The organism is Nocardioides panacihumi (assembly GCF_039530925.1).
Taxonomy (GTDB): Bacteria; Actinomycetota; Actinomycetes; order Propionibacteriales; family Nocardioidaceae; genus Nocardioides; species Nocardioides panacihumi.
The window spans coordinates 199,167-222,765 of record NZ_BAAAPB010000001.1 but is presented as its reverse complement, the minus strand read 5'-3'; the positions used below and the strand labels follow the sequence as shown (position 1 = coordinate 222,765).

At 71.6% G+C, this 23,599-nt stretch carries 21 protein-coding genes; 14 read left to right on the top strand and 7 right to left on the bottom strand.

Annotated features, from left to right (window positions below):
- The first annotated feature begins 55 nt into the window (after positions 1-55).
- From purD to ABD205_RS01075, 3 genes are all read left to right on the top strand, one after another.
- Entirely contained in the window at positions 56-1,360 is a 1,305-nt protein-coding gene (purD, locus tag ABD205_RS01085; protein WP_344041517.1) for a phosphoribosylamine--glycine ligase, read from the top strand.
- A gap of 174 nt (positions 1,361-1,534) precedes the next feature.
- A complete protein-coding gene (gene purB, locus ABD205_RS01080) occupies positions 1,535-2,953 on the top strand; it encodes an adenylosuccinate lyase (RefSeq protein WP_344041515.1) in 1,419 nt (472 codons plus the stop codon).
- A 78-nt stretch (positions 2,954-3,031) separates the two neighbouring features.
- On the top strand, positions 3,032-3,532 hold the full coding sequence (locus tag ABD205_RS01075) for an antibiotic biosynthesis monooxygenase (RefSeq protein WP_344041513.1): 501 nt from the start codon (positions 3,032-3,034) through the stop codon (positions 3,530-3,532).
- Positions 3,533-3,634: 102 nt separating this feature from the next.
- Here ABD205_RS01075 and ABD205_RS01070 read toward each other — a convergent pair whose 3' ends face one another.
- Positions 3,635-4,180 (bottom strand): DUF421 domain-containing protein, encoded by a 546-nt coding sequence (locus tag ABD205_RS01070; RefSeq protein ID WP_344041511.1) that lies wholly within the window; start codon positions 4,178-4,180, stop codon positions 3,635-3,637.
- 76 nt (positions 4,181-4,256) lie between these two features.
- On the opposite strand from ABD205_RS01070, the gene ABD205_RS01065 reads away from it, so the two are divergent.
- Positions 4,257-5,144 carry a hypothetical protein gene (locus tag ABD205_RS01065; protein WP_344041509.1) on the top strand — a complete coding sequence of 296 codons (888 nt, stop codon included), beginning with the start codon at positions 4,257-4,259 and terminating at the stop codon, positions 5,142-5,144.
- On the opposite strand, the gene ABD205_RS01060 is transcribed toward ABD205_RS01065, so the two are convergent.
- The gene (locus ABD205_RS01060) at positions 5,137-6,099 is read right to left on the bottom strand and encodes a sulfotransferase family protein (RefSeq protein WP_344041507.1); all 963 of its coding nucleotides are present in this window, start codon (positions 6,097-6,099) and stop codon (positions 5,137-5,139) included. The two genes, ABD205_RS01065 and ABD205_RS01060, sit on opposite strands and share 8 nt — an antisense overlap.
- Before the next feature lie 85 nt (positions 6,100-6,184).
- On the opposite strand from ABD205_RS01060, the gene ABD205_RS01055 reads away from it, so the two are divergent.
- Together ABD205_RS01055 and ABD205_RS01050 are read left to right on the top strand one after the other, a co-directional pair.
- Positions 6,185-7,093: a phosphoribosylaminoimidazolesuccinocarboxamide synthase gene (locus tag ABD205_RS01055; protein WP_344041505.1), complete on the top strand. Its 909-nt coding sequence runs from the start codon at positions 6,185-6,187 to the stop codon at positions 7,091-7,093.
- 73 nt (positions 7,094-7,166) lie between these two features.
- Complete coding sequence (locus ABD205_RS01050) at positions 7,167-8,759, top strand: long-chain-fatty-acid--CoA ligase (protein ID WP_344041503.1); 1,593 nt, start codon at positions 7,167-7,169, stop codon at positions 8,757-8,759.
- 109 nt (positions 8,760-8,868) lie between these two features.
- Here ABD205_RS01050 and ABD205_RS01045 read toward each other — a convergent pair whose 3' ends face one another.
- On the bottom strand, positions 8,869-9,378 hold the full coding sequence (locus ABD205_RS01045) for a YflT domain-containing protein (protein WP_344041501.1): 510 nt from the start codon (positions 9,376-9,378) through the stop codon (positions 8,869-8,871).
- An 80-nt stretch (positions 9,379-9,458) separates the two neighbouring features.
- Between ABD205_RS01045 and purS the strand changes: the two genes are divergently transcribed.
- Positions 9,459-9,701 (top strand): phosphoribosylformylglycinamidine synthase subunit PurS, encoded by a 243-nt coding sequence (purS, locus tag ABD205_RS01040; RefSeq protein ID WP_344041499.1) that lies wholly within the window; start codon positions 9,459-9,461, stop codon positions 9,699-9,701.
- On the top strand, positions 9,698-10,363 hold the full coding sequence (purQ, locus tag ABD205_RS01035; protein WP_344041497.1) for a phosphoribosylformylglycinamidine synthase subunit PurQ: 666 nt from the start codon (positions 9,698-9,700) through the stop codon (positions 10,361-10,363). Before purS ends, purQ begins: the two co-directional genes overlap by 4 nt.
- A gap of 81 nt (positions 10,364-10,444) precedes the next feature.
- Here the strand turns inward: purQ and ABD205_RS01030 are convergent, their stop codons facing one another.
- Positions 10,445-11,911 carry a glycoside hydrolase domain-containing protein gene (locus ABD205_RS01030; RefSeq protein ID WP_344041495.1) on the bottom strand — a complete coding sequence of 489 codons (1,467 nt, stop codon included), beginning with the start codon at positions 11,909-11,911 and terminating at the stop codon, positions 10,445-10,447.
- 218 nt (positions 11,912-12,129) lie between these two features.
- Complete coding sequence (locus ABD205_RS01025) at positions 12,130-13,584, bottom strand: MFS transporter (protein ID WP_344041493.1); 1,455 nt, start codon at positions 13,582-13,584, stop codon at positions 12,130-12,132.
- 144 nt (positions 13,585-13,728) lie between these two features.
- Between ABD205_RS01025 and ABD205_RS01020 the strand changes: the two genes are divergently transcribed.
- The gene (locus ABD205_RS01020) at positions 13,729-14,277 is read left to right on the top strand and encodes a TetR/AcrR family transcriptional regulator (protein ID WP_344041491.1); all 549 of its coding nucleotides are present in this window, start codon (positions 13,729-13,731) and stop codon (positions 14,275-14,277) included.
- Positions 14,278-14,337: 60 nt separating this feature from the next.
- Complete coding sequence (purL, locus tag ABD205_RS01015; protein WP_344041489.1) at positions 14,338-16,632, top strand: phosphoribosylformylglycinamidine synthase subunit PurL; 2,295 nt, start codon at positions 14,338-14,340, stop codon at positions 16,630-16,632.
- 179 nt (positions 16,633-16,811) lie between these two features.
- Here purL and ABD205_RS01010 read toward each other — a convergent pair whose 3' ends face one another.
- Complete coding sequence (locus tag ABD205_RS01010) at positions 16,812-18,077, bottom strand: MFS transporter (protein WP_344041487.1); 1,266 nt, start codon at positions 18,075-18,077, stop codon at positions 16,812-16,814.
- A gap of 82 nt (positions 18,078-18,159) precedes the next feature.
- Here ABD205_RS01010 and ABD205_RS01005 point away from each other — a divergent pair, with 82 nt between their 5' ends.
- The 3 genes from ABD205_RS01005 (at position 18,160) to ABD205_RS00995 (ending at position 21,573) form a co-directional block, all read left to right on the top strand.
- Positions 18,160-18,735, top strand: a complete 576-nt coding sequence (locus tag ABD205_RS01005; RefSeq protein WP_344041485.1) for a winged helix-turn-helix domain-containing protein — start codon at positions 18,160-18,162, stop codon at positions 18,733-18,735.
- 9 nt (positions 18,736-18,744) lie between these two features.
- Positions 18,745-19,101, top strand: a complete 357-nt coding sequence (locus ABD205_RS01000) for a sterol carrier family protein (protein WP_344041483.1) — start codon at positions 18,745-18,747, stop codon at positions 19,099-19,101.
- Between the two features lie 63 nt (positions 19,102-19,164).
- On the top strand, positions 19,165-21,573 hold the full coding sequence (locus ABD205_RS00995) for a phosphoketolase family protein (RefSeq protein ID WP_344041481.1): 2,409 nt from the start codon (positions 19,165-19,167) through the stop codon (positions 21,571-21,573).
- Positions 21,574-21,706: 133 nt separating this feature from the next.
- Here ABD205_RS00995 and ABD205_RS00990 read toward each other — a convergent pair whose 3' ends face one another.
- Positions 21,707-22,819 (bottom strand): acetate/propionate family kinase, encoded by a 1,113-nt coding sequence (locus ABD205_RS00990; protein ID WP_344041479.1) that lies wholly within the window; start codon positions 22,817-22,819, stop codon positions 21,707-21,709.
- A gap of 35 nt (positions 22,820-22,854) precedes the next feature.
- Here ABD205_RS00990 and ABD205_RS00985 point away from each other — a divergent pair.
- The coding region (locus ABD205_RS00985) for a M20/M25/M40 family metallo-hydrolase (RefSeq protein ID WP_344041478.1) at positions 22,855-23,599 on the top strand (745 nt) is incomplete at its 3' end.

Genomic DNA, 23,599 nt, shown 5'->3' with positions numbered 1-23,599 from the left:
CGGGGCGCACGGTGCATCTCCGGGTTGCTCCCGGGGTCCTCTAGGGTGATCGCCCGTGAGGATCCTCGTCATCGGCTCCGGCGGGCGCGAGCACGCGCTCGCCCTCGCGCTCGCGCAGGACAGCGAGGTGTACGCCGCGCCCGGCAACCCCGGCATCGGCGCGGTCGCGACCCTCCGCGACGTCGACGTCCTCGACGGTCGGGCGGTCGCTGCGCTCGCGAGCGAGCTCGCCGTCGACCTGGTCGTGGTCGGCCCCGAGGCGCCGCTCGTCGCGGGCGTCGCGGACCCGGTGCGGGCGGCCGGGATCCCGGTCTTCGGGCCGTCGGCGGACGCGGCCCGGCTCGAGGGGAGCAAGGCCTTCTCCAAGGACGTCATGCTCGCGGCGGGGGTGCCGACGGCGGGGTCGCGCACGTGCGCCACCACCGACGCGGTCGCGTCGGCGCTGGACGAGTTCGGGGCGCCGTACGTCGTGAAGGACGACGCGCTCGCCGCCGGCAAGGGCGTGGTCGTCACCAACGACCGCGCCGAGGCGCTCGCGCACGCGGACCTCTGCCTGACGCAGGGGAGCGCGCAGGTCGTGGTCGAGGAGTTCCTCGCCGGCCCCGAGGTCTCGCTCTTCGCCGTGTGCGACGGCACCACGGCGTACCCGCTGCAGCCCGCCCAGGACTTCAAGCGGATCTTCGACGGCGGCCGCGGACCCAACACCGGCGGGATGGGCTCCTACAGCCCGCTGCCGTGGGCACCCGCCGACCTCGCCGCCACGGTCATGGCGTCGGTCGTGCAGCCGACCCTCGACGAGATGGGCCGCCGCGGGGCGCCGTTCGTCGGCTGCCTCTACGTCGGCCTCGCGCTGACGGCCGCCGGGCCCCGGGTGATCGAGTTCAACTGCCGCTTCGGCGACCCCGACATCCAGCCCGTGCTGGCGCTGCTCGACTCCTCGCTGGCCGAGCTCCTGCACGCCGCGGCGACCGGCTCGCTCGCGACCGTGCCGGCGCCTGTCTTCGCGGACGGGGCGGCCGTGACGGTGGTGCTCGCGTCCGCGGGCTACCCCGAGTCCTCGTCGAGGGGCGACGTCATCCGTGGCGCCGGGGCGGCCGACGGCGTCAACGACGTCGACGTCATCCACGCGGGCACGGCGATCGTCGACGCGCCCGAGCCGGGCGATCCGGGGCACCGGCACCTGGTCACCGCCGGCGGCCGGGTGCTCGCCGTACGCGCCCGCGGCTACGACATCGAGGACGCCCGGTCCCGGGCCTACGCGGCCGCGGACCTGATCTCCTTCGACGGTCTGCAGCGTCGCTCCGACATCGCCGCTGAGCCGCTCGGTGTCGTGGAAGGTGCTGCGGTCCTCGAGGACTGAGCCGGCGCCCTTCAGGGGTAACCGTCTGTTCGGTACAGGATCCGACAGGTAGCCGTCTGTTCGATACGCCACCTGACCCTTTCAACGGTCATCTGGCGTGTCGAACAGACGGTTACCCCCGTATCGAACAGACGGTTACCCCCGCTGGGACCCCCCATGGGATGATCGGGCACCGTGACGGTCCCCAATGTCCTCGCCACCCGCTACGCCTCCGCCGAGCTCGCCCGGATCTGGTCCCCGGAGCACAAGATCGTGCTCGAACGGCAGCTGTGGATCGCCGTCCTGCGTGCCCAGAAGGACCTGGGCATCGACGTGCCCGACGGCGTTGTCGAGGCCTACGAGAAGGTCGTCGACAGCGTCGACCTGGGGTCGATCGCGGCGCGCGAGAGGGTCACCCGTCACGACGTGAAGGCCCGCATCGAGGAGTTCTCGGCCCTGGCCGGGCACGAGCACGTCCACAAGGGGATGACCTCCCGCGACCTCACCGAGAACGTCGAGCAGCTGCAGATCCTGTCCTCCCTGCGGCTGGTCCGCGACCGCGCCGTCGCCGCGCTCGCCAGGCTGGGCCGGCTCGCCGCCGAGCACGAGACGACGGTCATGGCGGGCCGGTCGCACAACGTCGCCGCGCAGGCGACCACGCTCGGCAAGCGGTTCGCGACCGTCGCGGACGAGATGCTGGTCGCGCTCGACCGCATCGAGAGCCTGCTGGCCCGCTACCCGCTGCGCGGCATCAAGGGCCCCATGGGCACGGCCCAGGACATGCTGGACCTGCTCGACGGCGACGCCGAGAAGCTCGCCCGGCTCGAGGAGCGCGTGGCGCAGCACCTGGGCTTCGAGCACGTCTTCACCAGCGTCGGCCAGGTCTACCCGCGCTCGCTCGACTTCGACGTGGTCAGCTCGCTGGTCCAGCTGGTCGCCGGCCCCTCCAACCTGGCCACGACGATCAGGCTGATGGCCGGCAACGAGCTGGTCACCGAGGGCTTCAAGGAGGGCCAGGTCGGCTCCTCGGCCATGCCCCACAAGATGAACTCCCGCTCCGCCGAGCGCGTCAACGGGCTCTCCGTGGTCCTGCGCGGCCACCTGTCGATGGTGGGCGAGCTCGCCGGCGACCAGTGGAACGAGGGCGACGTCTCCGACTCCGTCGTGCGGCGCGTCGCGCTGCCGGACGCGTTCTTCGCCGCGGACGGCCTGTTCGAGACGTTCCTGACGATCCTCGACGAGTTCGGCGCCTTCCCGGCCGTGATCCAGCGCGAGCTCGACCGCTACCTGCCGTTCCTCGCGACGACGAAGGTGCTGATGGCAGCGGTCCGCAACGGCGTGGGCCGGGAGTCGGCGCACGAGGCGATCAAGGAGGCCGCGGTCGGGACCGCGCTGGCGATGCGCAAGGGCCAGGGCGAGAACGACGTCTTCGCCAAGCTGGCCGCCGACCCGCGGCTGGGGCTGACCGAGGACCAGCTCGGCAGTCTCGTCGCCGAGCCGATCGCGTTCACGGGTGCGGCCGTCGCGCAGGTGCAGGCCGTCGTACGCCGGATCGAGGCCGTGGCGGCGGAGCACCCCGAGGCTGCGGCGTACACCCCCGGCGCCATCCTCTGATGCCTCGGACGTCATACGAGGTGGTCGCGGCAGCCGCCAACTCGTATGACGTCCCGCCGGGGACGCAGGATGTGACACATGACTGAGCCGATCACCGTGACGATCGCCCGACGCGTGTCGACCGACCGCTCCCAGGAGATGGTCGCCTGGATGCAGGCCGGGATGCGTCTGGCGAGCGACTTCCCGGGCTTCCTCGGCTCCGGGTGGGTGCGTCCGGCGGCCGACTCCGACGAGTGGCACCTGCTCTACCGCTTCGACGACGCGGCCACGTTGCACGACTGGGACAGCAGTCAGCAGCGCGCGTGGTGGCTCGGCGCCGGTGAGCCCTTCGTCGAGGAGACCCGCGTCGAGCGGCGTACCGGCATCGAGGGCTGGTTCGACCCGCCGCACACCTACGACGTCGAGGCGGTCAGCGGTGTTGCGTCGGCGCCGGCGCGGTGGCGCCAGACGGTGACGATCTTCTGCGTCTTCTTCCCGGTCAGCCTGCTCGCGCGAACTGGCTGCTCGGCCCGCTCTTCGCCGGCTGGCCGCTGCCGCTGCGCGTGCTCGGGACGATGGTCTTCACGCTGCCCTTCATGACGTACGTCGGGCTGCCGTGGATCACCCGCAACCTCGAGTGGTTCCTGCAGGGGAGGCCGGCGCCGTGGAGCCGGTCCGCGTCCCCGGATCGGTGACGCGGCCTCACTGACGCAGCAGCGCGTCCAGCTTGGCCTCGAGCCGCTCGATGTCGGCCCTCGTCGCCGACTGCGCCTCCGGACGCAGCTTCGCGACCATCGAGCCGCCCGGCTCGATGGAGAGCGACTCGAGGTCCTTGACGCTGGTGGCGTTCTGCCGGCGCATGGCCGACTCCGCGTCGGCGCGGCGCAGCCCCTCGGCCCGGAGGGCGCCGGCGTCCCACTCCCCGTCGCGGGCGATGACGGTCGGGGTCCCCTCGACGAGCCGAGCGAGCCGGTCGCTGCGGCGGATCGTGCGGACGACGGCCGAGTCGGTGACCACCAGCGTGACGGCGCCGATCGCGCCGCCGATGAGCGAGTCGTCGTTGCCGATGATCGCGTTCTGCACCACGTTGGACAGCAGCAGCATCACGACGAGGTCGAGGGAGTTGAGCTGCGCGAGGTCACGCTTGCCGGCGACCCGCAGGATGACCGCGATGAGCGCGTAGACCGCGACCGTCCGGATCAGCTTCTCGGCGAACGGGATCTGCAGCTGCATGAGGTCGTTCCACATGCGCACAGTGTGTCGGCCGGGGCGCGCGGGGCCTCGCATTTCAATGTCGAGCATCGCACTCGACTATCCTGGTCGTATGACGGTCACGCTGCTGCCCCACCTCCCGTCGTACGACGGCGCCGAGCTCGTCGTCCCGGCGCCGGGCGACGGCCCGGGCAACTGGGCGGGCGCGGCCAGCGCGGTGCTGCACGAGGGCGTCTTCTGGCTGACCTGGCGCAACCGCCGCCCGCTGGCCGAGGGCCGCGGAGTCACCGTCGATGTCGCCCGGTCGACCGACGGCGTGCACTTCGAGACCGTGGCCGAGGTCCACCGCGACACCTTCGGCTGCGAGTCGCTGGAACGGCCGGTGCTGCTGCCGCTGCCCGACGGCTCCGGCTGGCGCCTCTACCTCTCGTGTGCGACCTGGGACTCGAAGCACTGGTGGGTCGACAGCCTCACCGCGGCGACCCCCGACGAGCTCGGCTCGGGTCACCGCCAGGTCGTCCTCGCCGGGGACGACACGGTCGCCGTCAAGGACCCGGTCATCACCATCGGGCCCGACGGCTGGGAGATGTGGCTGTGCTGCCACCCACTGACCGAGCCGGGCCACGAGGACCGGATGACCACCCGCCGGCTGGTCAGCCCCGACGGGCTCGTGTGGACCGACCTCGGCGAGGTGCTCGCCGGCCGTCCCGGCGAGTGGGACGCGCGCGGGGCCCGGGTCACCGCCCGGCTCGCCGACGGCTCGTTCCTCTACGACGGCCGCGCCGACGCCGCGTCCAACTGGTTCGAGACGACCGGCCTCGCCCGGTGGGACGGCTCCCGGCTGGTCGCCGACGCGACGGTGCCGCCGATCTCGTCGCCGTACGCCGACGGCGCGTTCCGCTACGCCACCGCGGTCGCCCTCCCCGATGGCCGCACGCGGTTCTACGTGGAGGCCGCCCGGCCCGACGGCGCCCACGACCTGGTCACGGTCCTCAGGTAGCGGCGCGCTGCGCGAACGACCCGCGGCTGGCCGGCGAGAGCCAGGCGGAGTAGTCGTCGCCGGTCAGCGACGACAGCAGGGCGATGTCGTCGGCGAACACCGACAGCAGCTCCTCCCGCTCGTCGGCCGTCAGGTGCGGCCGGACCGCCTCGTGGTGGCGAACGAGGTGCCGGGTGACGGACGGTGACACCGACCGCCACACCTCGGGGCGCGCGAACTGCCCCGCCCATGCGCCGGCCCGCACGACCGGCCCGAGGACGCGGGGGCGCCAGCCCGGGGAGACGTACGCGCGCGAGTTGTCCTTCGGGATCGACGGGACGGCGCCGGTCGCGACGCCGAGGAAGGCGCACGCACGGTCGACCGCCTCGGTCGGGGTGTCGACCAGCTCGCGGTAGCGCATCACCAGCACCCGCTCGGGGTCGACGTGCCGGTAGAGGTGGTCCAGCTGCGCGCCGTACAGCCCGAGATCGCGGTAGCGCCAGAACGGCGCGTAGCCGCGCGCGATCCGCTCCTGCTCGAGCCCGAAGGCGGTCGGGAAGTCGGAGACCGGCTCGAGCCCGTCGCACCACAGGTGCATCCAGTTGGAGTACGCGCGGTCGATCGGGTCGCGGATGATCGCGATGACCCGCACCTCGGGCAGCGCCTCGCCGATCCGCCGGTGCGCGCCACGGCTCCACAGGTAGAACGGCGTCGACTCGCCACGGACCTGGTCGTCGCGGGCGCCGGCCCACAGGGCGTCGTACTCCGCGCGCCGCCAGATCCACTCCTGCTGCGAGTGCCGGTCGCCCGGGCCGGTGTAGTGCGGCGGGGGAGCGTCGTCGCAGAGCCAGTACTTCGCCTCCTTCGGCGTGGAGACGAAGATCTGCGGATGGCTCGCCAGCGCGGCGTGCAGCGCCGTGGTGCCGGCCTTGGGCGCGCCCGCGATGAGGAAGTCGGGTCGTGGTGAGCGGGCCATGTCTCCCCTTCTCGGCGGCTACATCTAGTGCGTCAGTCTACTTAGGCGAGAAATCGGTGGGAAGCCGATCTCATAGGCTGTGCCCGTGCCCGAGCTGAACATCCCCCAGGCCCCTGCGATCGACGGTGCGCGGCACGTCCATTCCGGCAAGGTCCGTGAGCTCTACGAGCTCGAGTCCGGCCCGTACGCCGGCGAGCTGCTGATGGTCGCCAGCGACCGCATCTCCGCGTTCGACCACGTGCTGGACTCCACGATCCCCGACAAGGGCGAGATCCTGACCCGGATGAGCCAGTGGTGGTTCGAGCAGCTCTCCGACCTGGTGCCCAACCACGTGCTCTCCACCGACGTGCCGGAGGCCGTCAGGGGCCGTGCGGTGATCGTCCAGCGGCTGCACATGTTCCCCGTCGAGTGCGTCGCCCGCGGCTACCTGACCGGGTCCGGGCTGCTCGACTACCAGGCGACCGGACACGTGTGCGGCGTCGCGCTGCCTCCCGGCCTGATCGACGGGAGCAGGCTGCCGAGCGCGATCTTCACGCCCGCGACCAAGGCGGAGCTCGGCGACCACGACGAGAACGTCAGCTACGAGGCCGTCTCCCACCGCATCGGGGCCGACGACGCCGCGGAGCTGCGCCGGCTCACCCTCGCCGTCTACCACCGCGCCGACGAGATCGCCCGCGGCGTCGGGCTGATCCTGGCCGACACGAAGTTCGAGTTCGGCGCGCGGCAGAGCGATCTCGGCGTGCGTGCGATCGTGCTCGCCGACGAGGTCCTCACGCCCGACTCCAGCCGGTTCTGGGCGGCCGACGAGTGGCACCCCGGGCGGTCGCAGCCGTCGTACGACAAGCAGATCGTGCGCGACTGGCTGCTCTCGCCGGAGTCCGGGTGGGACCGTCACGGCGACGAGGCTCCGCCGGCGCTGCCGGCCCGGATCGTCGAGCGCACCCGGGCGCGCTACATCGAGGCCTACGAGCTGCTCACCGGCCAGAGGTTCTGACCCGCGAACGGCTCGCGCGGTCATGGTGTCGCGGCTAGGTTGACGCCAACCCGACCGTGATGGAGGCCACCACATGCCGTCGTACAACCTGGCTGCGTTGCTCGAGGGCAGCGCGTCGACGTACCCCGAGCGCACCGCGATCGTCTTCGGCAACGCACGGCTCAGCTATGCGCAGGTCGACGGCGCGGCCAGCCAGATCGCGAACCTGCTGGTCTCCCGCGGCATCCGGCCGGGCGACAAGGTCGCGCTCATGTGCCCGAACCTGCCGTACTTCTCGCTCGTCTACTGGGGGATCCTCAAGGCCGGCGCGACGGTCGTCCCGCTGAACGTGCTGCTCAAGGGCCGCGAGGTCGCCTACCACCTCGCCGACTCCGACGCGAAGGCGCTGTTCGCGTTCGAGGGCACGCCGGAGCTGCCGATCGGCAAGGCGGCGTACGACGGCTTCTCGGTCACCGACGCCACCGAGCACTTCTTCGTGATCACCGCCGACCCGGCGGCGCCGAGCCCGATCGAGGGGACCGGGACCCTCGGCCAGGGGATGAGCGGTCAGCCGCCGACGTTCGAGACGGTGCGATGCGACGAGGACGACACCGCGGTCATCCTCTACACCTCCGGCACGACCGGTCAGCCCAAGGGTGCCGAGCTGCGGCACCGCAACATGCGCGACAACGCGCTCGCGGGTGATGTCCTCTTCGGTGCCGACGCGAGTCGTCCGGACACCTACCTCTGCGTCCTGCCGCTCTTCCACTCCTTCGGCCAGACCGTCATCCAGAACGGCGCCGCGGCGTACGGCGGCACGGTCGTCATGCTGCCGCGATTCGAGGCCGGACCTGCGTTGCAGCTGATGCTGCGCGAGGGCGTGACGTTCTTCGCGGGCGTTCCGACGATGTACTGGGGGCTGCTCGGGGCGCTGGACACCGCCGAGGCCTCAGCCCAGGACGCCGGGGGCGTCGACGTCTCGACCATCGCCCGCAACCTCCGCGTGGCAGCGGCCGGTGGCTCGGCGCTCCCCGTCGAGGTGCACCACGAGTTCGAGAAGCGGTTCGGCGTGACGATCCTGGAGGGCTACGGCCTGTCCGAGACCAGCCCCGTCGCCAGCTTCTCCCCCTTCGGGCAGGGGGTGAGGGTGGGCTCGATCGGCATCCCGATCCCGGGCGTCGAGATGGAGCTCATCAAGCCCGGCACCTGGGAGCCCGTCGACTGGACCCCGGACGCCGTCGGCGAGATCGCGATCAAGGGGCACAACGTCTTCAAGGGCTACTACGGCAGGCCGGACGCGACGGCCGAGGCGATCAACGAGTACGGCTGGTTCCGCTCGGGCGACCTCGCGCGTCGGGACGAGGACGGGTGGTACTACATCGTCGACCGGGCCAAGGAGATGATCATCCGCGGCGGCTTCAACGTCTACCCGCGCGAGATCGAGGAGGTCCTCCTCACCCACCCGGCGATCTCGCTGGCCGCGGTGATCGGCATCCCGCACCCCAGTCACGGCGAGGAGATCAAGGCGTTCGTCATCCTCAAGCCCGGCGCGAGCGCGAGCCCGGACGAGATCGTGGCGTGGAGCAAGGAGCAGATGGCGGCGTACAAGTATCCGCGCTTCGTCGAGGTCGTCGACTCGCTGCCGATGACCGCCACCGGCAAGATCCTCAAGCGCGAGCTCTCCTGACCGTCGCCGAGATCCGGGTTGTGGCTCGTCGAGATCCGGCTTCGGGCGCGGCCGCGCGCCCGAAGCCGGATCTCGACGAGCCACAACCCGGATCTCGGCAAGGGGGAGGTCAGGCGAACGGGTTCGGCAGCGCCCCCGGCAGCCCCGCCAGGAGCTCGCGTGCCCGGGCGGCGACCTTGTGCTCGACGAGCACCTCGTACTTCGTGGCGACGACCTGCGTCACCGACGAGAAGTCGCGCTGTCCACGGGTCGCCGCGTAGCCGACGAGAGCCCAGATCAGGCCGAACACCGCGCCGAACAGCATCGTCGACACGATCTGGCCGAGCGCGTTGCCGGTCGTGAAGAGCGTGAAGAGCACGCCGATCAGCAGTCCGAGCCACAGCCCCGTGAGGAGGCCGCCGAGGGCCACGCGCCCGGTGGTCAGCCGGCCGGTGATCCGCTCGACGCGCTTGAGGTCGGTGCCGACGATCATGCAGTTCTCGACGGGGAACTCGTTGTCGGACAGGTAGTCGACCGTGCGTTGGGCGGCCGCGTAGTCGTCGTACACGGCCAGCGACTGAGGGAACTCCAGCTTGAGCGGGCTGGCGCCCGGGCGCGGCGCACCGAAAGGTGTGGTCATGGGGCCAGTGTGGCGCGGTGTGCCCACGGGCGACTACTGCGGATGCGGGCGGCCCGCCGGGAGGACCCTAGAATGCCGCCATGCCTCGAGTCGTCGTCGACGTCATGCCCAAGCCCGAGATCCTCGACCCGCAGGGCAAGGCGGTGCTCGGCGCGCTGCCCCGGCTCGGCTTCACCGGCGTGACCGAGGTGCGCCAGGGCAAGCGGTTCGAGCTCGAGGTCCCCGAGGTCACCGACGCGGTGCTCGCCGACATCGAGAAGCTCGCCGACAGCTTCCTCGCCAACACGGTGATCGAGAACTACACGGTCCGGGTGGAGCAGTGAAGGTCGGGGTCGTCACCTTCCCGGGCACGCTCGACGACGTCGACGCCCAGCGCGCGGTGCGCATCGCCGGCCACGAGGTCGTCGCGCTCTGGCACGGCGACCACGACCTGCAGGGCGTGGACGCCGTCATCCTGCCGGGCGGTTTCTCCTACGGCGACTACCTCCGCTGCGGCGCCATCTCGCGCTTCGCGCCGATCATGACGGAGGTCGTCGCAGGCGCCGAGGCGGGTCTGCCGGTGCTCGGCATCTGCAACGGCTTCCAGATCCTCGTCGAGGCGCACCTGCTGCCCGGCGGCCTGCTGCGCAACGACCACCGCAAGTTCATCTGCCGCGACCAGCGCCTGCGCATCGAGAACGCCGCGACGCCCTGGACCAGCTCCTACGACGAGGGCCAGGAGATCGTCGTCCCGCTCAAGAACGGCGAGGGGCAGTACGTCGCCGACGCCGAGACCATCGCGCGTCTCGAGGGGGAGGGCCGCGTCGTCGCGCGCTACCTCGAGGTCAACCCCAACGGCTCGCTCAACGACATCGCCGGCATCACCAACGAGCGTGGCAACGTGGTCGGCCTGATGCCGCACCCCGAGCACGCGGTCGAGGCGCTCACCGGCTCCGGGACCGACGGGCTGGGCTTCTTCACGTCCCTGGCCGGCGTACTCGCCTGACGCCTGGCAACGCCGCCTGACGCCTGCAACGTCATACGAGTCGGTTGCCCCGGCAACCACCTCGTATGACGTCCGACCGGGTCAGAACCTGCCGGCCGCGAGCAGCCGCCACGCGCTCTGCGCAACGACGCCACCCGGCTTGAGGCCGACCCGCGCCTTCCAGAGCCGGAGGATCACCTGGGTGCGGGCGTCGAGAGTCCCGTTCACGGGGAGGTGTGCGGAGAGGTTCGCCGCGTTGAGGGCGCGCTGCACGTCGCGGACGTCCTTCGAGACGGCGCCCGGGCGCAGCGTCGGCCGCGCGCCCGAGGCGAGGAGCTCCATCCACATCGCCCGCGTCCAGACCGCGTTGACGCGCATGCCGCGGGCCTTGCGCCAGCTCTGGATCGCGGTGACGAGCGCGGGCCCGAAGCCGTTGCCGACGACCCCGCGGAAGCCGGCCCGCTCGCGCAGCAGGCACTTCAGCGCGAGCACCTGGTCCATCGGCGGGCGGTAGGTGGGGGTCGGCTTCTTGATCGCGACGTACGCCGGCAGGTCGACCTTCACGCCGCCGCAGTGCGACTCGACCGGAGCCGACGGAGGCGCAGGCGGCGTCGCGGCCGGCGTCGGGGTCGGTGTCGGGGTCGCCGGGGGTGCTGGCGGCTTCGGAGCCGTGCGGAGGTCGAGGTAGTTGCGGTCGATGTTGATCGTGACGCCACCCCACTTCTCGCTGTGGCCGCCCTGGAACTGCTTGACGCGGTTGCCCGCCCAGCCGGCGTCCGACAGGTATTCGGGTGAGGAGGTGTTGGCCTTGCCGTCGTAGCGCGCGAGCCAGAGCTGGTCGGGGAGCACCACGCTGGGGAGCGGGCTGAGCCGCTGGCGCTCGAGCATCTTCACGCCCGATCCGACGCTCGAGTAGACGCCGGAGCGGTAGCCGAGCTTGTGGATCTGCACGGTCCACGCCGACAGGAAGCGCAGGGCGGACTCACGGCAGCCGGCGTTGGTGTAGTCGAAGCCCTCGAGGTCGTAGAACATCGTGCTGCCCGGCACGATGCCCAGGGCCTTCGCGGCCGAGACGGTCTTGGAGGCCTCGGTGGCGCCCATCGACCGCGCCGCGGCGTAGTCGCCGGCCGGCTTGGCGCTGATGCGGTAGTCGTTGCCGTAGCGCGGGTAGCGCGGCTGGCAGGACGCCTGCGGGCCGAGCGTGATCGGCAGCAGGTGCCAGCCCGCGGCCAGCTGGGCGGCGACCCAGGTCGACGTGAGGTTGGGCTGACTGCGGCACGCGCGGGAGTAGCCGGCGATGTAGATGCCGACCGCTCGGAACGGGCTGGACCGGCGCCACGCCGTCATCGCCGCCTGGCTGGGCGCCAGGCACTGGTCGAACCCGAGGCCGGTGAAGACGCCGGGCGTGACCGGGTTGCTGCCGGACATCGTGCGCGCCTTGTCGTCGTGGTGGCTCGGCAGCGCCAGCAGTACGGCGGCCAGCAGGCCGACGACCGTCGTGATGACCACGGCGCGCAGTCCCAGATCGACTCTCGTCGGGTCGGTCGGGGTGGTGGCTGGCGCGGTCATGTCGGGTCTCCGGGTGTGCTCTCGGCGGCGTCTGGCATCGGCTCGGCCGAGTCACCATAACCTCAGTTTTCACACCAGTCACAGGTGTTACACGGAACTACAGGCGTGTACTTCTCGGCGCGCCGGCGCGAAAACGCAGGACAGCTCCCTGTTCGACACCGCGGGCCGCCCCCTGAGGGGTCTTCCGCGTGCAGAACAGGGAGCTGCCCTGGGTCAGGTCAGTCCAGCTGCGTGACCGGCACGACCCGTGGCCGGCGTACGGCGACCGTGAGCGCGCTGGCGAGCGCGATCGCCGTCAGGGTGGCCGCGGTGATGAACCCCGCGCGGGCACCTGACAGGAAGTCCGCGTCGACGGCGTTGGCGGCGAAGACCGACGCGACCACCGCCAGGCCGACCGACCCGCCGAGCTGCTGCATCGTCTGGAGCAGCCCCGACGCGGCGCCGGCGTGCTCCGGCTCGACGTCGCGCAGCGCCAGCGCGGTGATCGGCATGAAGCTCAGGCCGCCCGCGAGGCCGGCGACGAGGAGCGACGGGAATGCGCCCGTCCAGTAGCCGCTGCCGGCGTCCAGCTGGCTGAGCCGCAGGAACGCGAGCGTCATGGCGGAGGTGCCGACGATGACCAGCGGGAGAGGCCCGAAGCGACCGACCAGCCGCGGGCTGAACCGCGACATCGTGAAGACGCCGAGCGGCATGGGCAGGAAGGCCAGGCCGGTGGTCAGCGGGCCGAAGCCGAGCTGGTCCTCGAGGAACTGAACCATGAGGAAGAACATCGCCATCATGCCGCCGAACATCGCGGACATGCTCGCGAGCGCGCTCAGCCGGGAGTGGCTGCGCAGGAGCGCCGGCCGCAGCAGGGGGTGCGCGACCCGGGTCTCGGTGATCGCGAGGACGGCCACCAGCAGGAGGCCGACGGCGAGGCCGCCGATGGTGCGGACCGAGCCCCAGCCGTGGTCGGGTGCGCCGATCAGCGCCCAGACGATGCTGACGGCCGAGCCGGTCGCCGCGATGGCGCCGATGACGTCGAAGCGGCCGGGGCGGCGCGGGGTCTCCGCGACGAGGCGGCCGACGACGGCGAGGATGGCGAGCCCGATCGGGACGTTGATGAACAGCGTCCAGCGCCACGAGATGAGGTCGGTGAGGACCCCGCCGAGGATGAGGCCGAGCGCGCCGCCGCCGGAGGACACCGCCGAGAAGAGGGCGAGGGCCCGGTTGCGGGCGGCGTCGTCGGGGGCGCTCGTCGTCAGCAGGGCGAGGACGGACGGTGCGGCGAGAGCGGCGCCGACACCCTGGAACGCGCGGGCGGTGACGAGCATGCCGGGCGAGGTCGACAGACCGCCGATGAGCGAGAAGGCGATGAAGACGGCGAGGCCGATCTGGAAGAGGCGCAGCCGTCCGAAGACGTCGCCGAGCCGGCCGCCCAGGAGCAGCAGGCCGCCGAACGCGAGGGTGTAGCCGTTGAGGACCCACGAGAGCCCTGCCGGTCCGAATCCGAGGCCGGTGGCGATGTGGGGGAGCGCGACGTTCACGACCGTCGCGTCGAGGACGAGCATGAGCTGGGCCAGCAGCACCACGAAGATCCCGGCAGCCGCCTTGCCCGCGTGCGGCGGGAGCTCGGTCGGTGCCTGGTTCCGGATGTGCTCGGCCGGGGCGCGCGAGATCACGGTGGAAGACATGAGGGGTTTGTCCTGTTCTGGCCTGGTGGGCCGACGTAGACTGAATCGGAGGATGACTCCGGTTATGTCCTCTACGATACGGAGACAGTCTCCGGTTTGCAAGTAGTAAGTTCCTGCGAAGCCAGGAAGTAGGAGGATCGCCCCATGCGCGCCGACGCCAAGCGCAACTACGACAGGATCGTCGAGGTGGCCGGGCTGACCTTCCGCGAGAAGGGGTACGACGCTCCGCTCGACGAGATCGCCAAGCGGGCCGACGTCGGTCCCGGCACCCTCTACCGGCACTTCCCGACCCGTGAGGCCCTCATCGACGCGGTGATGCAGAACTGGATCGCCAGCGTCAACGAGTCGGCCGACAAGGCGCTGGCGCACGAGGGCGACGCGCGCGAGCGGCTGATGGCGTGGTTCGAGGAGTACGCCGCCCGGCTGACCGTCCACAAGGGCGTCGCCGCCAAGATCACCGCTGCGCTCGGTGACGAGACGTCCCCGATGAAGAACAAGTGCCAGACCTACGCGGCCGCCAACGCCAAGGTCGTCGAGGCCCTGCGCGCGGAGGGCGCCGTACGCGCCGGCGTCGAGCCCCTCGAGGTGCTGCGCCTCATCGGCGGCATCGCGACCGTCGCCGACCAGGGCAACCTCCCCGCCGAGGCCGTGCGGCCGATGCTCGCCGTCGTCGCCGACGGCGTCCTGCGCTGAGGCGTTCCACGGGTCGTCGCCGACTCGGGGATCACGGTGCCGCGCCGGTAGATTGACGCCGTGACCTCGGCCCCGATCAGCGCCCTCGACACCATCAGCGTCGCCGCCTCCGATCCGGACCGGGCACAGCCCTGGGCCGAGCTCGGGCTCAAGGAGGACGAGTACGACGCGATCAAGCAGATCCTCGGCCGTCGTCCGACCGGTGCCGAGCTCGCGATGTACTCCGTGATGTGGAGCGAGCACTGCTCCTACAAGTCCTCGAAGGTGCACCTGCGCCAGTTCGGCGAGATCCCGCAGGAGACGCCGGCCGGCCGGATGCTCGCCGGCATCGGTGAGAACGCCGGCGTGATCGACGTCGGCCAGGGCTACGCGGTCACGTTCAAGATCGAGTCGCACAACCACCCGTCGTACGTCGAGCCCTACCAGGGCGCCGCGACCGGCGTCGGCGGCATCGTCCGCGACATCCTCGCCATGGGCGCGCGCCCCGTCGCCGTGATGGACCCGCTCCGCTTCGGCCCGCTCGACGCCGAGGACACCCACCGGGTGCTGCCCGGGATCGTCGCCGGCGTCGGCGGCTACGGCAACTGCCTCGGGCTGCCCAACATCGGCGGCGAGGCGGTCTTCGACGAGACCTACCTCGGCAACCCGCTCGTCAACGCGCTGGCGATCGGCGTGCTCAAGCACGAGGACCTCCACCTCGCGAAGGCGTCCGGCGCGGGCAACCTCGTCATCATGTACGGCGCCCGCACCGGTGGCGACGGCATCGGCGGCGCCTCCATCCTGGCGTCGGTCGAGTTCGACGAGGACGGCCCCGCCAAGCGGCCGTCGGTCCAGGTCGGCGACCCGTTCATGGAGAAGCTGCTCATCGAGTGCACCCTCGAGCTGTTCGCCGCCGGCATCGTCCGCGGCATCCAGGACTTCGGCGCGGCCGGCATCTCGTGCGCCACCTCGGAGCTGGCCGCGGCCGGCGACGGCGGCATGCACGTCGAGCTGACCCGCGTCCCGCTCCGTGACTCCACGCTCGCTCCCGAGGAGATCCTCATGAGCGAGTCGCAGGAGCGGATGATGGCCGTCGTCGCGCCCGAGGACGAGGCGGCGTTCATGGCGATCTGCGCGAAGTGGGAAGTCGAGGCCGCGACGATCGGCACCGTCACCGGCGACGGCCGGCTCGTCATCGACTGGAACGGCGAGACCATCGTCGACGTCGACCCGCGCACCGTGGCCCACGAGGGCCCGGTCTACGAGCGCCCGCTCGCGCGCCCCGACTGGCAGGACGCGCTCCAGGCCGACGCCGCCGAGAAGCTCGCGCGCCCCTCGTCCGCCGACGAGCTGCGCGCGACCTGGCTGCGGCTCGTCGCGTCGCCGAACCTGTGCGACAAGTCCTGGATCACCCAGCAGTACGACAACTACGTGCGCGGCAACACCGTGCTCTCGTCCTCGGCAGACAGCGGCATGATCCGCGTCGACGAGTCGACGAACCTCGGCGTGGCCGTCTCCACGGACGGCAACGGCCGCTACGCCAAGCTCGACCCGTACGCCGGCGCGCAGCTCGCCCTCGCCGAGTCCTACCGCAACGTCGCGACCGTCGGGGCCACGCCGCTCGCGGTGTCCGACTGCCTCAACTTCGGCTCGCCGGAGGACCCGGCGGTGATGTGGCAGTTCGCCGAGGCCTGCCGCGGCCTCAAGGACGCCTGCCTCGAGCTCGGCATCCCGGTGACCGGGGGCAACGTGTCGCTCTACAACCAGACCGGCGACGTCGCCATCCTGCCGACGCCCGTCGTGGCGGTCCTCGGTGTGATCGACGACGTGACCCGGCGGACGCCCTCGCGCTTCGTGGCCCCCGGCGAGCGGATCTTCGTCCTCGGCGAGTCCGGCGAGGAGCTGTCCGGGTCCGAGTGGGCGCACGTCGTGCACGGCCACCTCGGCGGCCTGCCGCCGCGCGTCGACCTGGCCGCGGAGAAGTCGCTCGCCGCGCTCCTGCGAGCCGCGTCCGACGTCGTCACCTCCGCCCACGACCTGTCCGACGGGGGCCTCTCGCAGGCGCTCGCCGAGGCGGCGATCCAGTCGGGCATCGGTGCCCGGGTCGCGCTGGACGGCGACCCCTTCGTCGCGCTCTTCGCCGAGTCCGCCGGCCGCGTGCTCGTCACGACGCACCTGCACGACGGCGCAGCCCTCCTGCGACTGGCGTCCGAGCACGACGTCGTCGTGACGGAGATCGGCGTCACCGGCGGCGACGTCCTCGCGGTCGAGGGCCCCGCAGACGGCCGCGTCGAGATCCCCGTCGCCGAGCTGGCCGAGGCGTGGCGCGCCACCCTCCCCGCGGCCCTGAACGCGGAGTTCACCCCCGACGCCTGACGAGTCGGCGCGTCCTCGCACCTGAGAGGTGCCGAGTCGGCGCATCCTCGCACCTGAGAGGTGCCGAGTCGGCGCATCCTCGCACCTGAGAGGTGCCGAGTCGGCGCATCCTCGCAGTACGCCTGCGAAGATGCGCCGACTCGACCCCTGTGGAGTGCCAGGTTGCGCCGACTCGGCCGTCAGGCGGCGGCCACCGTTTCGGCGGGTACGCCCGGCGCTGACTCGAGCGTGACCCACTCGGAGGGGCGCGGGAGGGACCGTACGGAACGGGACAGCGTGGGGATCAGCGCGACGACCGCGGTGAGGACGCCGAGGGCGAGGATCGCGTCGCGTCCGCCGAGCCAGGCGAGCAGCGCGCCGGCGAGCACCGGCGCGAGCGGCATCGTCACCATCGAGGTGAACTGCATCGCGGACTGCACGCGTCCGATCAGCTCGGGCGGGGTGATCGCCATCCGGTAGGAGCCGGTGCCGGCGTTCCCAGCGGGGTTGAGCAGCAGGATGACGCCCAGCGCTGCGGCGATGACCAGGGGCGTGTTCCAGAACGCCATCGGGAGCATCACCGGCAGCATGCTCCACACCACCGCGAGGGTGAGCCGGCCCGTCGGCATCCGGTCGATCAGCCAGGGGGCGAAGATCGCCCCGACGATCCCGCACACGCCGCCGATGACCTCGACGAGGGCGATCGCGGTGGGCGCCGTGCCGGCCTGGATGAGCCGCAGGATCGCGACGAAGAACAGCGCGTTCATCGTCAGGTTGACCAGGGGCGACCAGACGAGGATCACCCGGAGGAACGGGTGCGACCAGGTGAAGCGCGCTCCCTCGGTCAGGTCCTGCAGGGGACGTCGGGCAGGGCCGGGCTTCGCCGAGAGGTCGGCGCGGATGCGGCCGAGGAACACCCAGGCTACGGCGTACGACAGCGCGTCGAAGACGAACGGCGCCCACCGCGTCAGCCCGAACAGGAGACCACCCAGGGGTGCTCCGAGGAGTCCGGCGACGTGCTGGCGCGCCTGCTGCTGCGACAGTGCCGTCGGCAGGTCGTCGGTCGCGACGACGGTCCTGATCGCCGACGTCTCGGCCGGGGAGAAGAGCCCGCCCACGACGCCCGTGGCCAGCGCGACGGCCAGCAGCTGGACGATCGTGAGCACGCCGAGCGCGCCCGCGACGACGAGCGACGCGTACAGCACCGCGCCGATCGCGGAGGAGAGCCGCATGATCCGGAGCCGGTCGTAGCGGTCGGCCAGCACGCCGGAGGGGAGCAGCATCCCGGCGAGCCCGAGGAGGTACGCCGCCTCGGCGGCCGCCGACCACATCGCCGACCCGGTCAGCGCGTAGGCCAGCAGCGGGAACACGAAGGTGCTGACGCGGGATCCCAGGTCGGAGATCGTCTGGCCGACCCAGAGGACCGTGAAGTCGTGGTTGCGGGAGAGCGAGCGGAAGCCTGTCATATCCGCACCATATGTTGCGCAACTCAAAGTGCGCAAGACATGTTGCGCAATAAATCGTGCGGGATTCGCTAGGATCACGACCATGGCGAAGTACGACGACCCGCGCATCCTCCGCGCGATCGCCCACCCGGCGCGCAACCGGATCCTCTCCGAGCTCTGGGCCAGCGGGTCGCTGCGCGCGGCCGACGTGGCGCGGATCCTCGACATCCCGGCCAACCAGGCGAGCTTCCACCTGCGCCAGCTGGCCAAGTACGGACTCGTGACCGAGGCACCGGAGGAGGCGCGCGACAAGCGGGACCGGGTCTGGAAGCTCGCCTCCGACGACGGCATCTCGTTCCGCAGCCAGGACATGCTCTCCCGGCCGGGCGGCGAGGCGGCGATGGAGGTCTACCAGCACAACGCCCGCGCCTGGGGGCATCGGCTCGTCGACCTCTCGCTCGCGACCGACGAGCCCGGGGCCGAGAAGTACATCAGCCAGGGCTCGCTCCGGTTCACCCAGGAGGAGGTCGCCGAGTTCGCCGAGGAGTTCCACGAGCTCCAGAACCGCTGGCGCGAGCGGACGCTCGGCCACGACGACGGCAGGACGACGTACTCCATCTACCAGCTGGTGCAGCCCTACCCCGACCTGCCGGAGCCGGGCGACGACACCGCGACCTAGGGTGTGGACGTGCCCGCCCGTCTCCGCACGGCCGACCCCGCCAGCGTCGCCGCCGCCCTCGCCGCCGTCCGCGACGGCAGCGCCACCAAGGACGACCTGCGGCTGCTGACGAAGCACTACCTCGCCCTGCTCGAGGCCAAGGCGCCGGGCCGCAGCGTCGAGGTGCGGGTGCCGCCGTACGCCGCCGTGCAGTGCGTCGAGGGCGTGCGCCACACCCGGGGCACCCCGCCGGCGGTGATCGAGACCGACGCGGCGACGTGGATCGCGCTGGCCGCCGGTGAGATCGCGTGGCACGAGGCCGTAGACCGGGGCAGCGTCAGCGCCAGCGGCGAGCGGACCGACCTGACGCCCTACCTCCCGCTCTGAGCCGTCGGCCTCACCCGGATCGACCCTGTTCGGCCTGGGGTCGCGGAGGGCAGAGTAGGCGCCATGGGAGCTCTGAGCGAAGCCGAGATCTCGTCGCTCGACGCCTGGTGGCGCGCGGCGAACTACCTGTCGGTCGGGCAGATCTACCTGCTCGACAACCCGCTCCTCGAGCGGGACCTCGAGCCGGATGACATCAAGCCACGACTGCTCGGCCACTGGGGCACCACCCCGGGCCTCAACCTCGTCTACACACACCTCAACCGGCTGATCCGCGAGCGCGACGTCAACGCGATCTTCCTCGCCGGTCCGGGCCACGGAGGCCCTGCGGTGGTCGCCCAGGCGTGGCTCGAGGGGACCTACTCCGAGCTCTACCCACGCATCTCCTACGACAAGCTGGGCATGCTCCGGCTCTTCTGCCAGTTCTCCTTCCCGGGCGGCATCCCGTCGCACGCGGCGCCCGAGACGCCGGGCTCGATCCACGAGGGCGGCGAGCTGGGCTACGTGCTCTCCCACGCGTACGGCGCCGCGCTGGACAACCCCGACCTGCTGGTCGCCGCGGTCGTCGGCGACGGCGAGTTCGAGACCGGGCCGTTGGCGGCGTCCTGGCACTCCAACAAGTTCCTCGACCCCGTCCACGACGGGGCCGTGCTGCCGATCCTGCACCTCAACGGCTACAAGATCGCCAACCCGACGGTGCCCGCGCGGATCCCCCGCGAGGAGCTGGTGAGCCTGCTGAACGGCTACGGCCACGAGGTGCTCACCGTGGAGGGGTCCGACCCGCACGACGTCCACCAGCAGCTCGCCGAGGCCATGGACACCGCGCACGACCGGATCCGTGAGATCCAGCGGGCAGCGCGCGACGGCGAGGAGTGGCAGTGGCGGCCGTGGCCGATGATCCTGCTGGTCACGCCGAAGGGGTGGACCGGCCCGCACGAGGTCGACGGCAAGCTGGTCGAGGGCACCTGGCGGTCCCACCAGGTGCCGCTGTCCGAGACGCGGAACAACGCCGCCCACCGCCGTCAGCTGCAGGAGTGGCTGGCGTCGTACGTGCCGGGGGAGCTGTTCGGGGACGACGGCGTCCCGGTCGAGTCGGTGCGCTCGCTCGCGCCGGCCGGCGTACGCCGGATGAGCGCCAACCCGCACGCCAACGGCGGCCTCCTGCGCAAGCCGCTCGTGCTCCCCGACTTCCGCGACCACGCGGTGGAGGTGACCGAGCCAGGCGCCTCCGTGCACGAGGCGACCAGGGTGTTCGGGCAATACCTCGTCGACGTCGTGCGGGACAACCCCGACACGTTCCGGATCTTCGGTCCCGACGAGACGGCCTCGAACCGGCTCGACCCGGTCTACGCGGTCACCGACAAGGTCTTCCAGGGCGCGATCTGGGACGTCGACGAGCACCTCGCCCGGTCCGGCCGGGTGATGGAGATCCTGTCCGAGCACACGTGCCAGGGCTGGTGCGAGGGCTACCTGCTCACCGGTCGGCACGGGATCTTCAGCTGTTACGAGGCGTTCATCCACCTCGTCGACTCGATGCTCAACCAGCACGCGAAGTGGCTCAAGACGACTCGCGGGATCGGCTGGCGCGCCGACATCTCCAGCCTCAACTACCTGCTCACCAGTCACGTCTGGCGCCAGGACCACAACGGGCTGAGCCACCAGGACCCCGGCTTCATCGACCACGTCGTGAACAAGAAGGCCGAGGTCGTCCGCGTCTACCTCCCCCCGGACACCAACACTCTGCTCTCGACGATGCAGCACTGCCTGGCCTCGACCCACTACGTCAACGTGGTGGTCAGCGGCAAGCAGCCGGCGTTCGACTGGCTCACCGCCGAGGAGGCCGACCTGCACTGCGCCCGCGGCGTGGGGATCTGGGACTGGGCCTCCAACGACGGCACCGAGTCGGGGGCCGAACCGGACGTCGTCATCGCCGCCGCCGGTGACGTGCCCACCCTCGAGGCGCTGGCGGCGGTCTCCCTGCTGCGCACCCACCTGCCCGAGGTCAAGGTCCGCTTCGTCAACGTCGTCGACCTGATGCGCCTGCAGGACGACACCGAGCACCCCCACGGCCTGCCGCACGCAGAGTTCGACGGCATCTTCACGGCCGACAAGCCGGTCATCTTCGCCTACCACGGCTACCCGTGGCTCATCCACCGGCTCACCTACCGCCGCTCCAACCACGCCAACCTGCACGTGCGCGGCTACAAGGAGGAGGGCACCACCACGACGCCGTTCGACATGGTGATGATGAACGACCTCGACCGCTACCACCTGGTCATGGACGTCATCGACCGGGTGCCGGGGCTGGGCCAGTCCGCGGCCGCCGTACGTCAGCTCATGGTCGACACCCGGCGCCGCGCCCGGCAGTGGACCCGCGACAACGGTGAGGACCTCCCCGAGGTCCGCGACTGGACCTGGACGGGCGACGTCGAGCCGGGCCGCTCACCGTCGGTGGACACCTCGGCCGACTTCTGACCCGAGACGTCAATCCAGACGGTCCGAGACGTCAATCCAGACGGTCCGAGACGTCAATCGGTATCCGCGCAGCGGATCGGATTGACGTCTCGGACCGTCTGGATTGACGTCTCGGCGAAAGTCAGGTGGGCGGTCAGAGGAGGGCGGTGACCTGGCGCGCGATCTCCAGCTCCTCGTCGGTGGGTACGACGAGCAGCTGGACGGCCGCGCCCGGGGGTGAGATCTCCCGCGGGCCGTCGGTGGCCAGCTCGTTCGCGGCCGCGTCGAGGGTGAGCCCGAGCGCGGAGAGCCCGGCGACCGCGGCCGCCCGGACCGCTGCGGCGTGCTCGCCGACGCCGCCGGTGAAGATCAGCTGGTCGGCGCCCCCGAGCACGGCGAGGTAGGCCCCGACGTACTTGCGGAGGCGGTGGGCGTAGACGTCGAGCGCGAGCCTCGCGGCGTCGTCGCCGTCCGCGATCGCGGCGAGCAGGTCGCGCATGTCGTGCCGACCGGCCAGGCCCTGCAATCCGGAGCGGTGCTGGAGCAGGTCGTCGAGCTCCTCGACGGAGAGCCCGGCCCGCAGCAGGTGCATGAGGACACCGGGGTCGACGTCTCCGGCGCGAGTGCCCATCACGAGCCCCTCCAGCGGGGTGAGCCCCATCGAGACGTCCAGGGGGCGGCCCGAGCGCAGCGCGGCCGCCGACGCGCCGTTGCCCAGGTGGAGCACGATCTGGCGCAGCCCGTCGAGCGAGCGCCCGGCGAAGGCGGCGGCGGCGACGGAGACGTAGCGATGGGAGGTGCCGTGGGCGCCGTACCGCTTGATGCCGTGCTCGGCCGCCACCGTCGCGTCGATCGCGTAGGTCGAGGACGCGGCGGGGAGGGCGGCGAAGAAGGCCGTGTCGAACACGGCGGCGTGGGGCAGGTCCGGGAACTCCTCGCGCGCGGCCCGGATGCCGGCCACGGCGGGCGGGTTGTGCAGAGGGGCGAACCGCGCGAGGTCCTCGACGGCGGCCACGACCGCGTCGGTGAGGAGCACCGGCTCGGTGAAGTCCGGTCCGCCGTGCACGACCCGATGGCCCACGGCGGACAGTGAAGCCGCCGTCAGCCCGGCCGCGTCTAGCTCGCGGGTCATCCGCTCGAGCGCAGCGGGGAAGCCGGTCTCGTCGACCCGCTCCACCAACCCCTTCACGTGGCGGGTGCCGTCGTGCTCGACGACTTGGTACTTGAGCGACGAGGACCCCGCGTTGAGCACCAGGACGGCCACCATGCGGACACGTTAGAGCGCGTCCTACGCTGATGCCCATGACCGTGAACCCCGCAGAGCTCGGCACCCGCGTCGATGCCGTCCTCCCCGCCCTCCTCGAGGACCTGAAGGACCTCGTCCGCATCGAGTCCGTCAGCGCCGACCCAGCGCGCCTGGGCGAGGTCGAGAAGAGCGCCGAGAAGACGCTCGAGCTCTTCGTCGCCGAAGGTGTCGACGCCCGCATCGTGCGGGCTTTCGAGGGCGCCCCGCCGGCGGTCATCGGTGAGAAGAAGGGGCCCGAGGGGGCGCCCACGGTCCTGCTCTACGCCCACCACGACGTGCAGCCTGAGAACGACCCGGCCGACTGGGACTCCGCGCCGTTCGAGCCGACGGAGCGGGGGATGCGCCTCTACGGGCGGGGCGCCGCCGACGACAAGGCCGGCATCGCCGCCCACCTCGGGGCCCTGCGCGCCCTCGGCGACGACCTGCCGGTGACGGTCCGCCTGTTCATCGAGGGCGAGGAGGAGGTCGCCTCGGCGACCCTCCCGCAGCTCCTCGAGCAGCACCAGGAGGACCTGCGCGCCGACGTCATCGTCATCGCCGACTCCGGCAACTGGGACATCGGCGTCCCGGCGCTCACCACCAGCCTGCGCGGCCTCATCCGCGTGGACGTCGAGCTGCGCACCCTCGACCACGCCGTCCACTCCGGCATGTGGGGCGGTCTCGCGCCCGACGCGATCATGGCCCTCATCCGCCTCCTCGACACCCTGTGGACCGAGGACGGCGGCCCGGCCGTGACCGGCC

Excerpts from the sequence above, each read along its gene's own strand:
- ABD205_RS01075 (WP_344041513.1), top strand. The coding sequence starts at position 3,032 with ATGACTGAGCCGATCACCGTGACGATCGCCCGACGCGTGTCGACCGAC.
- ABD205_RS01070 (WP_344041511.1), bottom strand. The coding sequence starts at position 4,180 with ATGTGGAACGACCTCATGCAGCTGCAGATCCCGTTCGCCGAGAAGCTG.
- ABD205_RS01065 (WP_344041509.1), top strand. The coding sequence starts at position 4,257 with ATGACGGTCACGCTGCTGCCCCACCTCCCGTCGTACGACGGCGCCGAG.
- ABD205_RS01060 (WP_344041507.1), bottom strand. The coding sequence starts at position 6,099 with ATGGCCCGCTCACCACGACCCGACTTCCTCATCGCGGGCGCGCCCAAG.
- ABD205_RS01050 (WP_344041503.1), top strand. The coding sequence starts at position 7,167 with ATGCCGTCGTACAACCTGGCTGCGTTGCTCGAGGGCAGCGCGTCGACG.
- ABD205_RS01045 (WP_344041501.1), bottom strand. The coding sequence starts at position 9,378 with ATGACCACACCTTTCGGTGCGCCGCGCCCGGGCGCCAGCCCGCTCAAG.
- purS (WP_344041499.1), top strand. The coding sequence starts at position 9,459 with ATGCCTCGAGTCGTCGTCGACGTCATGCCCAAGCCCGAGATCCTCGAC.
- ABD205_RS01030 (WP_344041495.1), bottom strand. The coding sequence starts at position 11,911 with ATGACCGCGCCAGCCACCACCCCGACCGACCCGACGAGAGTCGATCTG.
- ABD205_RS01025 (WP_344041493.1), bottom strand. The coding sequence starts at position 13,584 with ATGTCTTCCACCGTGATCTCGCGCGCCCCGGCCGAGCACATCCGGAAC.
- ABD205_RS01020 (WP_344041491.1), top strand. The coding sequence starts at position 13,729 with ATGCGCGCCGACGCCAAGCGCAACTACGACAGGATCGTCGAGGTGGCC.
- ABD205_RS01010 (WP_344041487.1), bottom strand. The coding sequence starts at position 18,077 with ATGACAGGCTTCCGCTCGCTCTCCCGCAACCACGACTTCACGGTCCTC.
- ABD205_RS01005 (WP_344041485.1), top strand. The coding sequence starts at position 18,160 with ATGGCGAAGTACGACGACCCGCGCATCCTCCGCGCGATCGCCCACCCG.
- ABD205_RS00995 (WP_344041481.1), top strand. The coding sequence starts at position 19,165 with ATGGGAGCTCTGAGCGAAGCCGAGATCTCGTCGCTCGACGCCTGGTGG.
- ABD205_RS00990 (WP_344041479.1), bottom strand. The coding sequence starts at position 22,819 with ATGGTGGCCGTCCTGGTGCTCAACGCGGGGTCCTCGTCGCTCAAGTAC.